The organism is Akkermansia sp. NBRC 115031, from assembly GCF_030268505.1.
Classification (GTDB): domain Bacteria; phylum Verrucomicrobiota; class Verrucomicrobiia; order Verrucomicrobiales; family Akkermansiaceae; genus Akkermansia; species Akkermansia massiliensis.
In genome coordinates this window covers 1-15,038 of sequence record NZ_BSQU01000007.1, presented here as the reverse complement: position 1 = coordinate 15,038, position 15,038 = coordinate 1, and the positions used below count along the sequence as shown (strand labels likewise).

Below are 15,038 nucleotides of genomic sequence, written 5' to 3'. Positions count from 1 at the left end.
TCCTACCGCTCTGCGGAAACAGCCGGGCGGGGAGGTTCCCCGCCCCCGGAACGTTCCCGGTGATTCATCATCTTAACCACCGCCAGCAGAATGAGCAGCGCCGCAGCCCAGACGGCAGCCCTTTTCCATCCGCCCTTTCGCTTGAAGGAAGCGCTGCCGCAGCAGCCCCCTCCTCCGCACCCGTAGGAACCTGCCTCCGAATGGGGAAGATTCCCCTTTACTGCCCTTGAATCCTCCGGCCTTCCGCTACAGCAACCCTCCTCCGGAGAATCCGCTTGAAGCGCTTTTTGGAGCATCCTCCTGATTTCATCCCGGGAGGGTACCGTGCCGGAAACAAGAATCCTGCCGTCCACCCCAAGAGCCGGGGTTTCCAGCACTCCGGCGGCGGCAAGTTGCGCGGCATCCGTCACCTTTTCCGGAAGCGGTTCCAGACAGAGTTCCCGCATGACCTGCTCCGTCACCTGCGCCAATGCCGTACATTTGGCGCACCCCGGTCCGTAAATTACTATCCTCTTCATGTAATTATTGATTTATATTTTTAAGAATATCAAAATTATGAATAAAAAATACTGAACAAACTGAATACCAATGCCGTTACCCCTTTAACGCCGGGCTTTCCTGCAAACACGACAGCACGCTGCTGAGGCAGGGGCAGCACAGGGAATAATACACATTTTTCCCCCGCTGCTCACAGGACACGATCCGGCTGTTCTTCAACACGTTCAAATGGCTGGAAACGGTAGACATGTCACGTCCGGAATCCTTCTGCAGTTCGCAGACGCAGCGTTCTCCATCCAGAAGCATCTCCACAATCATGAGGCGCACGGGATGCCCCAGCGCCTTGAAAACACCGGCAAGAGGTTCCAGCTCCTTGACGGAGTGAACCGGACGGGATGAAGAGGTGCAGGAGCAATCGGACATACGCAATGGATTTATTATTTTCAAAATCGTAAAAATGTCAATCTGTTTTCCCGCCACGGCCATGGCACACCGCGCAGGCACAGCGCACAAAGGCAGTCGCTTGAAATCACCCCCCATGCTGGACACGGCAATTCCCTTCCGATATGCTCGTTTACATACCTTTACCGCCATGCTGTACATCGGATGCCACCTCTCCTCCGCAAAAGGTTACGAAGCCATGGGCAGGGTTGCCCTTTCCATCGGCGCCAACACCTTCCAGTTCTTCTCCCGCAATCCGCGCGGAAGCAAGGCCAAGGCCATTGATGAACCAGACATTGCCCGTTTTCTGAAGCTGGCGGAAGACAACGGCTTCGGCACGCTGCTGGCGCACGCCCCTTATACGCTGAACCCCTGCTCCGCTGACCCCAAAGTCACCCGCTTTGCGGCTCAGGTGCTGAGGGAAGACCTGGAGCTCATGGAGTATCTGCCGGGCAACCTTTACAACTTCCATCCCGGCAGCCACGTGGGACAGGGAGTGGAAAAAGGCATTGAACTGGTGGCGGACCAACTGAACGGCGTGCTTGCTCCGGACCAAAAAACCACCGTTCTGCTGGAAACCATGTCCGGCAAGGGAAGCGAGCTCGGCAGGACCTTTGAAGAACTGGCCGCCATCATTGAGCGCGTGGACCTGAAAGAAAAGCTGGGCGTCTGCCTGGACACCTGCCACGTTTATTCCGCCGGGTACGACATCGTCAACAGCCTGGACGCCGTGCTGGAACAGTTCGACTCCGTGCTGGGCCTGGAACGCCTGCGCGCCATCCACCTGAACGACAGCATGACGCCTTTCTCCTCCTTCAAGGACCGCCATGAAACCATCGGCAAGGGGAGCCTGGGAGAACAGGCCTTCATCAACATCATCAACCATCCTTCCCTCCGGGAAGTGCCCTTTTTCCTGGAAACGCCCCGGGACGACGCCGGGCACGGCGAAGAAATAGCGTGGCTGAGAGAACATTACCGCGGCTGACCTGCCCCAACGGCAGCCCCGTACCGTCTGGAAGCCGGCCCTTCTTCCGGAGAAAAAGCTTGCACCCGCCCCGGATACGGTATACACAAGGCCTATAAATTAGTTTAAACTAATTCCAATATCTGCTTTTCAAGGCAGAACTCATCCGGCTTTTATGAAAGAAATGCGCATCGCAAAAATAACAGGGCGTGAAATTCTGGATTCACGCGGCAACCCCACCATTGAGGCGGACGTTTATCTGGAAGGCGGAGCCACAGGCACGGCGGGCGTCCCCAGCGGAGCTTCCACCGGGGAACATGAAGCCTGGGAACTTAGGGACGGCGACACGGCCCGCTACCAGGGCAAAGGCGTCACCAAAGCTGTGGACAATATCCGCAACGTCATCGCCCCGGCCCTGATCGGCCTGGAAGCGACGGAACAAACCACGGCGGACGCCCTCATGAGCTCCCTGGACGGCACCTTCAACAAGGCCAAACTGGGAGCCAACGCCATTCTGGGCGTTTCCCTGGCGCTTGCCAAGGCGGCGGCGGCCCAGCTGCAACAGCCCCTGTACCGCTACCTGGGCGGTCCGAACGCCAAGGTTCTGCCCGTCCCCATGATGAACATCATCAACGGCGGCGCCCACTCCGACGCGCCCATCGACTTTCAGGAATTCATGATCGTTCCGTCCGGCGCGCCTACTTTCCGGGAAGCCCTGCGCTATGGCGCGGAAGTCTTCCATGCCCTGAAATCCGTCCTGCACAGCCGCGGCCTTTCCACCGCCGTGGGTGATGAAGGCGGCTTCGCCCCCAGGCTGAACTCCGCGGAAGACGCGCTGGACTGCATCGCCCAGGCCGTGGACAAGGCCGGCTACCGGTTCGGGGAAGACATTTCCATTGCCCTGGACGTGGCTTCCTCCGAATTCTACGATCCGGAATCCGGACTGTACGTTTTCAAGAAGTCCGACGGCAGCCGCAGAACCGCCGCGGAACTGACGGATTACTACGTGGAACTGAAGAAGAAATACCCCATCGTCTCCATTGAGGACGGCTGTGCGGAAAACGACTGGGACGGCTGGAAAATCCTGACGGAAAAACTGGGCAAAAGCACCCAGCTCGTCGGGGACGACCTCTTCGTCACCAACGTTGAATTCCTCAGAAAAGGCATTCATCTGGGCGTGGGCAACTCCATTCTGGTGAAGGTAAACCAGATCGGCTCCCTGACGGAGACGCTGGATGCCGTGGAGTTGGCCATGGGCAACCGCTACACTGCCGTTATTTCCCACCGCTCCGGGGAAACGGAAGACGCCACCATCGCGGACATCGCCGTGGGGACCAACGCCGGCCAGATCAAGACCGGCTCCCTGAGCCGTTCCGACCGCATGGCCAAATACAACCGCCTTCTCCGGATTGAGGAGGAACTGGGGGAATCTGCCCGCTACGGCAACGGATTCGGCCTGTTCTGACCCCTTTTGCCGGAACTGGTATAAAGCAACCCAAATCCCCGGTCGTCGTGAGGCGGCGCGGGGATTTTTCATTCTCCGGGGTAATTGCATCCTTTTCTTTGGGACAAAATATGCAATGCTGGGCTTTCGGATTCCGCATTGCCAAAAAGCCCCATCTCCGTTCCGCGCCATGTCTCCCAGCCTTTCCCTGCCCACACGCCCCCTGCTGTGCGCGGCACTGGCGTACCTGGCGCTTCCTCTGGGCCTCTTCCTGTGGGGATGGCTGCATCCCGCCTTCTCCGTTCCGCTTTGCGCCGCACTGGCGTATGGATTTTACGCCTGCACCCGGAATCTTCCGGAACAGCGGCTTCCTCTGAAAGCCCGCGGACTGGCCGTGCTGGGCTTTCTGTCCGCCTTCTGCCTGCTGCTGGTGCTGCTGTGCGGCTTCACGGGCCACTGCCAGCAGCACGCGGACTTTGCGGTCCGCAACGCCGTTTACGAACAGCTCGCGGCAGGCTCCTGGCCCCTCGTCATGGCAGACGGGCGCCACTTCATCTACTACCTGGGCCATTGGCTGCCTCCCGCGCTGGCCACCTCCTGCTGTCCGGATGCATGGGCTCCCTGGCTGCTGGCCCTGTGGACCTTCCTGGGGCTGGAACTGGCGTTGCTGGCAGCTGCCTCCCGCTGGGGCGTCCGGCAAACGGCCTGGTGGGCGCTGGTTCTCTTCTGCCTGGGATCTCCGGCAGCGGCGCTGGACTGCCTGGGAATGCCCCTCCCCTCCCTGTTCGCGGAATACAATGCCCAGATGGTGCTGTTCATCGGCATGCCCGCCCAACTCTTCAACACGTTCAACCATGCCGTTCCGGCGCTGTTGTGCGCCGTGCTTATTCTGACCCGCTCCCTGCCTGCCGCGGGATATTATTTCATGGGGGCATTGCTGCTGCCGTCCTCCCCGCTGGGCGCTCTTCTGCTCCTTCCGTACATAGTGTATGAAACCCTGTTCTGCCGCCCAACGGAGCAGGCTTCTCCTTCCCGGCTCCGGTCCCTCCTGCTCCAGCCGGCTTTCTGGGTTGCCTTCCTGTGCGCGGCGGTCATGGCCGTCTTTTATGCCCATCTGGACGGTGGGGGGCAGTTTTCCTGCCTTTTTGCCGGGAAGTATGCGGAAATCTACCACTACGGCCAGCAGCGGCTGCTGCTCTATCCCGGCTCCGTCAAATACGCCAGTTTCCTGCTGGCTCTGGCCCTGGGCGTTCTGCTGCCGGGTGCGCTGCTCTTCCAAGCATGCCGGAGGAATCCGCTGTACTACATCACGCTGGGGATGATGGCAGGCAGCCTCTTTTTCCGCACGGGCATCATGAATAATGAACTTCTCTTTAAAGCCCCGGCGGTCCTCTATCCCTTCCTCTCCCTGCTCTTTCTCCATGCCTTCCGCCAGGGGGGCACGAAATACCGGACACTCCTGATTCTTTACCTGGCCTGCACGGCCCTTCCGTCCCTGCAATGCATGATGGAAAAAGCGGGTACGTTCTCCACCCGGGCAAGCACTATGCAGGAGCATCAGCTGACGGCGCACGGCGGCATGCTTGACCGCCGGAAAGACCCCGTCTGCCGCCAATTCGTCAAAAAGGACGGCCATCCCCTCCCCGCCTGGCTGTTCAAGACCGGAACAAGGCCATAACGTCACGGCGGCGGGAATCAATCCAGCCTGATGCCGAACATGTCCGACAGGGACCCGGCATCCTTGTCCAGCGCGTCTTCTCCGCCGGGAACGGCTTCCGGAGCCTTCGGAATCAGGGCGGAGGCGTCCATTCCGCGCAGGGTAAACAGCAGTTCCGGCTGTTCGTCCAGCATCACGCCGAAGGCGTACAGGACCGCGGACGCATGCTTGCACAAATCCGCCCAGTCCGGGCAGGAACAGGAAAAACGCCACTCTTCCGGCGCGGGGAACAGGCCGCCCTCCGGATCGCACAGGATTTCCAGCAGCTCCGGGGAGAGGTTCCCCTTCAGCAAGTCAATCCAGGAACCGATATGCCCGGCGCACCGCGCACGCAGCCGGGCAAGCGCCTCTTCATCCGGAGGGGCGGCATGCACGCGGACCTCATACAAATGCTCCCCCATCACCAGCGCGTCAATGCGGCCGGGAGCCGCTTTCACGTCCAGAACGCAGCCATAGCGCAAATAAGTACGCCCGGGGGCCAGCCGCATGCCGTACACCTCGCACGCGGCCAGGCTCTTCATCCATTCCTTTCCCCAGAACTTTTTCGCCAGATTTCGCCCGGAAGCCGTCACGGGATGCAGCTCTATCCCCTCCGCGGCCAGTTCCGCCGCCTTCTCCTCCGCGCGTTTCCGCAAATCCGCCCGTTTCAGGGGCATGCCATCATTTTCACACATATGATATTTTACCTTTTATTCCATAAAGAACGGCTTATGAATCATTCACTAATGTTCTTTAGGAACTGTTCTCAGCATGAAATCTCCAAATAAAGGTACCGTGAATGCCAATTCTCCATAAGAAGGACTATATATCATTCCCTTTTTCATTAAATGGGCCCGGGTTGGACCTATCTTGTTCACAGTAACTCCCAGAGCATGTGCAATTTCTCCGGCTCGCATCCTTTCAGATCTTAATTCTGCCATGGTTCTCAGGAATCTTTTTTCTCCCGGAGTAAGCCGATCAAATCTTACACGGAAAAAATTTTGATCCAATCTCTCTATAACCTTCTCCGTTGCCCGATTAATTACATCCAATGTAATATTTTCAGTTTGCGCCTGTTTCCAAGCCTGATATCCCCATTCTTGTAAAAAATACGGATATCCATGAGTAAGTTCATATATTTTATCAAGAGCATCATTTGCAAATACAGCTCCCTCCCTTCTGGCCGGTTCCTGCAATGCGCGAGCAACATCTTCCTGGGATAAAGCTCCAACATCAGGAAAACTGAATAAGCGTTCAGCATAGGATTTAGAATCTCCGGCCAAACCCGGCAAAATAGGAAGCCCGGCACCTAATAAGACAATAGGACTCTGTTTCTGTTGAATTCTATGCATTGCCATAATCAATGCACTTAATTCCTTCTCTTTAAAATATTGGATTTCATCAATAAGAATGGCAACAGCGGATTGTTTTTCCATGGCTGCCTCCGACAATGCCTGAAAAAGCTCAGGCAAATCATTTTCAAGGTCTCCGCTGTCCGCTACACCCGGTAACGGATCCAAGTCCAATCCCAAATCTCCATAGTTAATTCTGATAGTTCCAATAAAATTTCTAAGAGCAATCAGCCCCCTTTTAACTTTATCACCTGTTCCGGCCAATCTGTTCAATTCAAAAAACAACCTCCTCAAATATGGAGCAAGACTGGCACCTAAAGATTTATTTTCATGTGCTTCAATCGAGATCGTATGATATCCATGTTGTTGCGCCAATCGTTCCATTTCATTGAGTAGAACCGTTTTCCCTACTCCTCTCAAACCAGTTAGAAGCATGCTTTTTTCTGGTCTCCTATTCAAAGTACGCCCTAATAAAATCTCTGTTTGTCTAAGAATGCTGGACCTCCCTACCAACTCGGGAGGAGGAGAGCCAGCACCTGGTGAAAAGGGATTTTTTATTTCATCCATAATATAGCCCGTTATAGTAAGTATACTTCTAAGGCTTTTCAAGTAGAACTTACTAGACCTTCTTACCTCTTCTTACCTCTTCTTACCTCTTCTTACCTCTTCTTACCTCTTCTTACCTCTTCTTACCTCTTCTTACCTCTTCTTACCTCTTCTTACCTCTTCTTACCTCTTCTTACCTAGTTCTACCTAGTTCTATCTAAAATTTAATAGAACTAGGTAGAATAAAAACTCCATTCCAAATCCGTCCACATTACCTATTTCAAGCTTTCAAAACAACATGGCTTCAGGCACAACATGTGGGTCATGTGGAAAGGCAGATTTTCTAAACCCACCGCTGATCTGGTTCAACGCTACGGCGAATCCGTCTCCTACGACTGGAGGCTCTTCCGCCAGGACATTGCCGGATCCATCGCCCATGCGCGGGCACAGCTCAAGGCAGGCCTGCTTTCGCAGGAGGAATTCAGCGCCATTGAATCCGGCCTGAAGGACATTCTGAAGGACATTGAGGCAGGCAGCTTCACGTGGAGCCGGGAGCTGGAAGACGTGCACATGAACATTGAAAGCGAGCTGACCCGCCGCATCGGCGCGCCGGGTGCCAAGCTGCATACCGCACGCTCCCGCAACGACCAGGTGGCTACGGACACACGGCTTTACTGCCGGGCGGAGATTGATGAAATCCTGGAAAAAGTGCGCCATTTGCAGCGTGCGCTGGTCATGAAGGCGAAGGAATACGCGGACGCCATGATGCCGGGGTACACCCACCTGCAGCGCGCCCAGCCCGTCACGATGGGCCACCATTTGCTGGCTTACGTGGAAATGCTGAACCGGGACGCAGACCGCCTCACGGACTGCCGCAGGCGCCTGAACGTTTCCCCGCTGGGTTCCGGAGCCATCGCCGGTTCCACCATCTGCCTGGACCGCCACGGAATTGCCGCGGAACTGGGCTTTGACGCCGTAACGGAGAATTCCATGGATGCGATTGCGGACCGGGATTACATCATGGAAACCCTCTTTGACCTGGCCGTGATCGGCGCGCACCTTTCCCGCATGAGCGAGGACGTCATCCTGTGGTGCACGGCGGAATTCGGCTTTGCCACCCTTTCTGACGCCCATACGACGGGCTCCTCCCTGATGCCCCAGAAAAAGAATCCGGACGTGGCGGAACTGACCCGCGGCAAGACGGGACGCCTGTACGGCAACCTTACCGCCGTGATGGTGGCCGTCAAGGGGCTGCCCCTGACCTACAACCGCGATCTCCAGGAAGACAAGGAACCCCTCTTCGATTCCATTGACACGATCAAGCTGGCCCTGGACGTCAACGCGGAGATGATGGCCGCCATGACGGTCAACACGGCCCGGGCCCTGGAAGCGGCTTCCGATCCCATGCTGCTGGCTACGGACCTGGCGGACTACCTGGTTCGCCGCGGCGTTCCCTTCCGGAAGGCTCACGAACTGGTCGGAAAAGCCGTCGCCATGAGCATTTCCACGGGTACGCCCCTCAACCAGTTGAGCGACGAACAGTTCGCCTCCATTTCAGACGCGTACGGAACGGACGCGCGCGACGTATTTGAATTGACAAAAGCCTTCGCCCAGCGTACCAACCCGGGGGCTCCCAATTCCGGGAACACCCGCCGCCGCATCGCCTATTGGGAAGACATTCTTTCCAAATAACACTGCCTGCGGGGAGCGGACGGAACGGGGAACCTGCCGTCCGTCTCCGCGGCGCGCCTCCGGGTGCAGGAAGGAGACGTTTTACACCCCTCCGGCGGCGGCATTCCACCGCAGCCGGCCAACATCCCGGCAGCCATGTTCAGACCTGCTCTCCTTTCCTCTCTCAAGACCTATACCAAGCAAACTTTTCTGGCGGACCTCTTCGCGGGGCTCACCGTCGGCGTGGTGGCCATCCCGCTGGCGATGGCCTTTGCGATTGCATGCGGGCTCTCTCCCACCCAGGGCCTCATCACCGCCATCGTGGCCGGCTTCCTCATTTCCCTGTTCAGCGGAAGCAAGTACCAGATAGGCGGCCCCACCGGCGCCTTCGTCATCATCATCATGGGCGTGCTGGAACAGTACCACGCGTCCGGACTGCTGGTCTGCACGCTGATGGCGGGCCTCTTTCTCATTATCCTGGGCTTCTGCCGCATGGGGGCACTTATCCGCTTCATTCCATTCCCCGTCACCACGGGATTTACCTCCGGCATTGCCGTGGTGATTTTCTCCACGCAGATCAAGGACATCTTCGGCCTCACCATCACGGAAAAAATCCCCGGCGACTTCATTGAAAAATGGGCGTGCTACTTCAACTACTTCCACACCATCAACTGGGCGGCGCTGGCGCTGGCCGTCGGCACCGTCGCCATCACCCTGCTGAGCCGCCGCTTCTGGCCCAGGGTGCCGGCCATGCTGGTGGGCATGCTGGGCATGACCGCCGTTTCCGTAGCCTTCTCCCTGCCCGTAACCACCATCGGGCAGGCCTTCGGCAGCCTTCCGAACACGCTTCCCCTCCCTTCACTGCCCCACATTGAATGGCACAACCTGGGGGCGCTGACGGCCCCGGCCTTCACCATCGCCCTGCTGGCGGCGATTGAATCCCTGCTGAGCGCCTCCGTGGCGGACGGCATGACGGGAGGACGCCACAAACCCAATATGGAACTCATTGCCCAGGGAATCGGCAACATCGGGTCCGCCCTGTTCGGCGGCATTCCGGCCACCGGGGCCATCGCCCGCACCGCCACCAACATCAAGGGGGGGGCCAAAAGCCCGGTTTCCGGCATGATTCACGCGGTGACCCTTCTTGCCATCCTGATGGCCTTTGCCCAGTACGCCCAGCAGATTCCTCTGGCCGTGCTGGCGGGCATCCTGACGGTGGTGTGCTACAACATGAGTGAAATGCACACGTTCAGCCGCCTGCTGAAAGGGCCGCGGCAGGATGCGGCGGTGCTGGTGATCACCTTCCTGCTGACCGTCTTTGTGGACCTGGTCGTGGCCGTGGAGGTGGGTGTGGTGCTTGCCGCCCTGCTCTTCATGGGCCGCATGGCCCAGATCAGCGACGTTTCCGCCATTAAAAACGAGCTGCTGGATAACGACGAGGAAGACGACGAAGACCGTTCTACGGCCAAACTCAGCATTCCGGAAGGCGTGGAAGTTTTTGACGTGAAGGGCCCCTTCTTTTTCGGCGCCGTGGAACAGTTCAAGGACCAGGTGCTGGAAACGCTGGAGCACGATACCAAGGTAGTCATTCTGCGCATGCGCCTGGTTCCCGCGCTGGACGCCACCGGACTGAATGTTCTTTCCGACTTCTGCCACCAGTGCCGGGAGCACGGCTCCACCCTGCTGGTCTGCGGCGTGCAGCCGCAACCCCTGGATGTCATCCGCCACGCGCCCTTTTACCGGGAGCTGAAACGCTACAACATCTGCGAGAATATTGACGCCGCCCTGAACCGCGCCCGTAAGATCATCAACGGTCCCGCGCCCAAACACCTGTAACGGCGGCTACTCCCCCCGTGCGGCCAGGTAGGCCGCGCCCCATTCATTCATGGCTTCCAGTACGGGCAGCACGCTCCTGCCGAAGGCCGTCAGGGAATACTCCACCCTGGGCGGAATGACGGGGTATGCCTTGCGCTCTACCAATCCGTCCGCCTCCAGCTCCCGGAGCTGCTGGGTAAACATCTTGGTGGTAGCCTCCGGAATCATCCGGTGCAGCTCGTTAAATCGCACGGGGGCCTTCTGGTAAAGGTGCCAGAGAATCACGATCTTGTACTTTCCCCCAATCAGGGAGAGCGTGACGCCGCAGGGACAACGGTAAGAGGAGGAAGGCTTTTTCATCGTTACAGTATCTTTTTTGACACTATATTACAAAATAGTGCCTACTTGTCAAAAACTCCCTGTCTCCCTATGCTGGCGGGAATTCCAATCCACACAGCCATGAAACTGACCATCGACCAAGACAAGTGCATCCACTGCCATTTATGTGAAAAGGCCTGCTTCCTGATCCGCTTCTGCGGCTTCGATTCCCTGGAAGGAGCTGCGGAACAATACTGCATCGGCTGCGGCCATTGCGTAGCCGTCTGCCCGCGGCAGGCCATTACCCACTCCGGAGTAAAAAGCACGGAACCCATAGGCCCCGTTCCGGGCGAAGCGGAAGTGCTGAACCTGCTGATGAAAACCAGGAGCGTGCGGCACTTCAAACCGGACCCCGTCAGCCGGGAAACGTGGAACGTCCTGCGCCGAGCGGCGGAATACTCCCAGTCCGGCCTGAACGCCCAGAGCATCCGCCTGACGGCGGTGGAAGACCCGGATACCCTCTCCGGCATCAGAAAGGCCCTGCTCCGCATGTACGACAAGCTGGAAAGGCTGGCCGCCTTCCCCGTCACCCGCCTGGCCGCCCGGCTGGCCCTCTCCCCGCAGGATTACCACGCCGTCATCTCTGAAACCGCTACGCAACCCCTGCGCAGGCAGGCGGCGGAACGGGGGGAAGACCCCGTACTGTACAGCGCCCCGGCCCTGCTCCTGCTGACCGGCCCGGCGTCACAAACCGCGCGGGAAGACGCTACGGTCCTCTCCCATAATATCATGGTGGCCCTGACCGCGCTGGGGCTGGGGAGCTGCTACATGGGCGGCCTGGTCCTGGGATGCAGGGTTTTCAAGTACAAGCCGCTTCTCCGCGCCCTGGATTTGCCGAAAGGGCACGCGGTCCATCAGGCCCTTGTGCTGGGGATGCCCACCGTACAGCTCAAACGCATGCCGGAACGGAAGCGCCGTAAAATCAGGTTCCGGTAAGCTTCCCCGTCAACGGTCCGCTTCCTGCTCCTCATAGCGGGAAAGGAGGAAATCCAGGTCTTCCAGCAGGGTCTGGCAGGAACGGTCCCACCGCTTCCTGCCCTGGAGCGCCATCACGCATTCCTTTCTCCCGGTAAAACAGTATTTGGTAATGCCGTGCACCTGCAATTCTTCCACCTGCTTTTTCAGCTCACAGGCAAAAAACAGCCAGAACGGCACGCTGCGGGCAATCTCCGCCACGCTGACCGTCATGGGGGGCGTTTCCTCCTTCAGCTCCCTTGCCAGGTGCGCCAGGCCTACCTCCGTAAGCATGCGGCGCAGGCGTTCATACAGCTCGGACACCTGCATGACGGACAGGTCGCACTCATGCTCCAGATAATAGCGCACAGAGGCCAGCAGGTCATCCTTGAACGGCAGGGTGGTTCCGGCGCGCCGGGCGGCATGTTCCAGGGCATCCGCCAGCCACTGTTCCCCGTACTCGGTGATCAGGCAATCACCAAGCTTGAGCAGCGGTCTGTTGTTTCGGAAGCCGATCATGGAACAGGGAAAAGGGGGAAATTTAAAGGATGGGAAGCTTGCGCTGGAGGGGATCAATCAGCGTCTGGTGGCGCATCTGCGTGATCTCCTGGATGAACTCCTCCACATTGGAAAACTGGCGGTACACGGACACGTAGCGGATGTAGGCGACGGGATCGATGGCGTAAAGTTTTTCAATCACTTTTTTGCCGATCTCGCTGGAGGGAACTTCGCGCAAATGGTCGCGGTGCAATTCGGAAATAATTTCTTCCACGGCGCGGTCCAAGCGGTCCATGCTCACGGGCCTCTTTTCACAGGCCTTCACCAGGCCGCGCAAAATCTTCTCGCGGTTCAGGGCTTCCCGCAGGTTATCTCTTTTTACAACGCGCAGCTCCGTACGTTCAATCTGCTCATAGGTCGTGTAACGGTAATCGCACCTCAGGCACACGCGGCGGCGGCGGATGGTCGTCCCGTCCTTGGACATACGGGAGTCAATGACCTTATCCTCCAAATGACCGCACTGAACGCATCTCATGGCACGACCATACTACTACATAACGCATCCATAAAGGAAAAAGTACGCCAAATATAGTACAGAGGCCTTAATGGCCAGCATCTCCCAACCAAGACTTCCTGTGAATAAGCCGGGGACAAAAATACTCCCGTCCGCGTTTCCACACGGGTTGACGGAAATGCCGGAATTGTGAATAAGAGGCAGGCAGGCTTCCATGTACTCCGGGTGTGAAGACACATTTTTTATGCTCTCCTCCCACCGGAATAAAAACCGGAAAAGCCCTGAACGGATTCCGGTCCGCGCCAGGGTCGTTCATGGCCGTCCATTACGGGTTCACCGTTCCGCCTTGATTGACGATACTGCCCGCAGCCAGCCTGGCGCCATTCAGATTCAACACAGCGCCGTCTTTGACGAGGACTCTGCCCAGATTCAGGGCCTGCCCCTCCATTCCTTCCAGGGACATTTCCACCTTTCCGGACAAGATCCAGGAACATTTCAAGGAAGCGGGCAGCACCCGTTCCAACACGACGCGGGCCATTCCCTCCGCTCCCCCTCCGCCTTCCGCACGAACCACCTGCACTTCCGCCTGTCCGGACAAGCGGACGGGGTGGGCTTTGTCCTGGACCGGTGAGGGCTTGAGTTCCACGGTGGAGCCTCCCGGAATATTCCAGGCCTGACGGCCCGCAAGCTGTACATTTGTCTCCAACTGCAAATTTTTCCCTTCCGCCAGCCGGATGCCTCCCGGCCCAAGCGCCAAACGGTCGCCAGAGCCCCCTCCTTTGCTCTGAATAATCACGGTATTAACGGCGGGGTCCTCCACACGGATGCCGAACAGCTTCACCACGCCCGATACAATGCTGGGTTTTACGGAAGAAGCCAAGTTCCACACGCCCACGTTTTTCCCCGGCATTTTCCGGTTCATCCAGGCATCCGGAGAACCGAGAGGAGCCTCATAACGGCCGCTGCGGACGGAGCCGGCATCCTTCCCGGCCAGACGGGCGGCTTCATAGGCAAAGCGCGCGCCGATGCTGATCTGGGACTGGCCGTTGTAATGCACCCCCATCTGGTCGCCGGCAGTCAGCTTGGGAAGGTCCCTGGTAGGGGCATAGCCCAGGGACGGACGGGAGGCGGCCAGCTCCTTCATCACCTGGTGGGTCGTTTTTCCCTGAACTTCGGTATCGCGCCCTTCCAGGCCGCCGGTAACATTGCCCGTCTCCGGATCGCTTTCATTCTTTCCGGCCCAGTTGGCATTCTCGCCAATGACGGCTCTCTGTGCGGCCAGGGCGGACGTATCCCCGTACGGTTTCAAGTCCGCCGCCAGATTGCCCAGAAGCTCCAGAAAACGGGAAGCGCTCTCCGGCACGGAAGCGCCGATATTGCTTTCCCCCTGCAAATACAGCAGCCCGGCAAACTCCACTTTGGAGTGCTTGGACTTGTCTACCGCGGCACAGGCGTTTTTGACGGCCTGCACCAGCGCCTTGTAAGCCTGGCCGTTCTTTTGCCAGTGGGAATTGTCGCCGCCGTCCCTGGAAGCCTTCACGACCGCCACGTCCGCATCCCTGAACCATCCGTTCTTCTCCAGCGTAAAGGCAAACCCGTACTCCGGCCCCATGCACAAACTGCCGTTATACCGCGGCATGGCGGGCCGTACCTGCTCCCAGGACGTGGAAGCCCCGGGAAACACCCCTTCCCTCTGGCCGAAGTTCTCATGCCAGTAGAGCGTATTCTTCGGCTCATACTTCTTCAACAACTCCGGAGAAGCGGGACTGCCCTTCACGGCTCCCAGGGAATTGGATTGGCCCGTCAGCAAAAAAATCTTCAATTCTTTTGCGGAGCATACCGAAACAAGGCACAGGAACAGGAAGGACAGCAGATAGGTCATTTGAGTTACAATTGCAGGAACACAACTATAACTGCCGGAATTTTCCTTTTCAATCGTCAACTGCCGGATATGGGAGCCGGAAGGAGGAGGAAAAGGAAAAGACCAGTTCTTCTTCTATGCTCCCGATGGACAGCATAGCCGCTTTATTGATTTTTTACCGAAGAGCTTGGAGGAGGCAAAAGCGCGACGGCTCGGACAGGCGGCATGCACCAAATGTTCCACTTAGCCGGAGGAAGGAAGATCGTTCCATCAAGAAAAGAACAAGCCCCGCCAGTTGAGGAACTGGCGGGGCCTGATGAAAAAAAATCCCGGCGGCGACCTACTCTTGCGGGACCTATCGTCCGACTACCATTGGCGCGGCAGCGTTTCACTTCCGGGTTCGGAA

General features: G+C 57.9%; 14 protein-coding genes. 6 read left to right on the top strand and 8 right to left on the bottom strand.

The window, feature by feature from the left end; all coding sequences use genetic code 11:
- Positions 1-2: 2 nt before the first annotated feature.
- Positions 3-518: an MTH895/ArsE family thioredoxin-like protein gene (locus QSJ36_RS09930; RefSeq protein ID WP_285468598.1), complete on the bottom strand. Its 516-nt coding sequence runs from the start codon at positions 516-518 to the stop codon at positions 3-5.
- A gap of 76 nt (positions 519-594) precedes the next feature.
- Complete coding sequence (locus QSJ36_RS09925) at positions 595-921, bottom strand: metalloregulator ArsR/SmtB family transcription factor (protein ID WP_022395984.1); 327 nt, start codon at positions 919-921, stop codon at positions 595-597.
- A 169-nt stretch (positions 922-1,090) separates the two neighbouring features.
- Here QSJ36_RS09925 and QSJ36_RS09920 point away from each other — a divergent pair, with 169 nt between their 5' ends.
- From QSJ36_RS09920 to QSJ36_RS09910, 3 genes are all read left to right on the top strand, one after another.
- Complete coding sequence (locus QSJ36_RS09920) at positions 1,091-1,924, top strand: deoxyribonuclease IV (protein WP_285468595.1); 834 nt, start codon at positions 1,091-1,093, stop codon at positions 1,922-1,924.
- Between the two features lie 154 nt (positions 1,925-2,078).
- Positions 2,079-3,368 carry a phosphopyruvate hydratase gene (gene eno, locus QSJ36_RS09915; protein ID WP_180971640.1) on the top strand — a complete coding sequence of 430 codons (1,290 nt, stop codon included), beginning with the start codon at positions 2,079-2,081 and terminating at the stop codon, positions 3,366-3,368.
- Positions 3,369-3,537: 169 nt separating this feature from the next.
- Positions 3,538-5,025 carry a hypothetical protein gene (locus tag QSJ36_RS09910; RefSeq protein WP_022395987.1) on the top strand — a complete coding sequence of 496 codons (1,488 nt, stop codon included), beginning with the start codon at positions 3,538-3,540 and terminating at the stop codon, positions 5,023-5,025.
- 17 nt (positions 5,026-5,042) lie between these two features.
- Here the strand turns inward: QSJ36_RS09910 and QSJ36_RS09905 are convergent, their stop codons facing one another.
- Together QSJ36_RS09905 and QSJ36_RS09900 are read right to left on the bottom strand one after the other, a co-directional pair.
- The gene (locus tag QSJ36_RS09905) at positions 5,043-5,720 is read right to left on the bottom strand and encodes an SWIM zinc finger family protein (protein ID WP_215837106.1); all 678 of its coding nucleotides are present in this window, start codon (positions 5,718-5,720) and stop codon (positions 5,043-5,045) included.
- A gap of 66 nt (positions 5,721-5,786) precedes the next feature.
- Positions 5,787-6,962 (bottom strand): ATP-binding protein, encoded by a 1,176-nt coding sequence (locus QSJ36_RS09900; protein ID WP_022395989.1) that lies wholly within the window; start codon positions 6,960-6,962, stop codon positions 5,787-5,789.
- Between the two features lie 303 nt (positions 6,963-7,265).
- Between QSJ36_RS09900 and argH the strand changes: the two genes are divergently transcribed.
- Complete coding sequence (gene argH / locus QSJ36_RS09895; RefSeq protein WP_180975203.1) at positions 7,266-8,633, top strand: argininosuccinate lyase; 1,368 nt, start codon at positions 7,266-7,268, stop codon at positions 8,631-8,633.
- Between the two features lie 135 nt (positions 8,634-8,768).
- Positions 8,769-10,448 carry a SulP family inorganic anion transporter gene (locus QSJ36_RS09890; RefSeq protein WP_215443483.1) on the top strand — a complete coding sequence of 560 codons (1,680 nt, stop codon included), beginning with the start codon at positions 8,769-8,771 and terminating at the stop codon, positions 10,446-10,448.
- Positions 10,449-10,454: 6 nt separating this feature from the next.
- On the opposite strand, the gene QSJ36_RS09885 is transcribed toward QSJ36_RS09890, so the two are convergent.
- Positions 10,455-10,787 (bottom strand): helix-turn-helix domain-containing protein, encoded by a 333-nt coding sequence (locus QSJ36_RS09885; protein WP_215443484.1) that lies wholly within the window; start codon positions 10,785-10,787, stop codon positions 10,455-10,457.
- A 99-nt stretch (positions 10,788-10,886) separates the two neighbouring features.
- On the opposite strand from QSJ36_RS09885, the gene QSJ36_RS09880 reads away from it, so the two are divergent.
- The gene (locus QSJ36_RS09880; protein WP_285468586.1) at positions 10,887-11,741 is read left to right on the top strand and encodes a nitroreductase family protein; all 855 of its coding nucleotides are present in this window, start codon (positions 10,887-10,889) and stop codon (positions 11,739-11,741) included.
- A 9-nt stretch (positions 11,742-11,750) separates the two neighbouring features.
- Here the strand turns inward: QSJ36_RS09880 and QSJ36_RS09875 are convergent, their stop codons facing one another.
- From QSJ36_RS09875 to QSJ36_RS09865, 3 genes are all read right to left on the bottom strand, one after another.
- A complete protein-coding gene (locus tag QSJ36_RS09875; RefSeq protein WP_022395913.1) occupies positions 11,751-12,278 on the bottom strand; it encodes a hypothetical protein in 528 nt (175 codons plus the stop codon).
- A gap of 22 nt (positions 12,279-12,300) precedes the next feature.
- Complete coding sequence (gene nrdR, locus QSJ36_RS09870; protein ID WP_012419886.1) at positions 12,301-12,792, bottom strand: transcriptional regulator NrdR; 492 nt, start codon at positions 12,790-12,792, stop codon at positions 12,301-12,303.
- Between the two features lie 304 nt (positions 12,793-13,096).
- Positions 13,097-14,653 carry a sialate O-acetylesterase gene (locus QSJ36_RS09865; protein WP_215443488.1) on the bottom strand — a complete coding sequence of 519 codons (1,557 nt, stop codon included), beginning with the start codon at positions 14,651-14,653 and terminating at the stop codon, positions 13,097-13,099.
- Positions 14,654-15,038 lie beyond the last annotated feature (385 nt).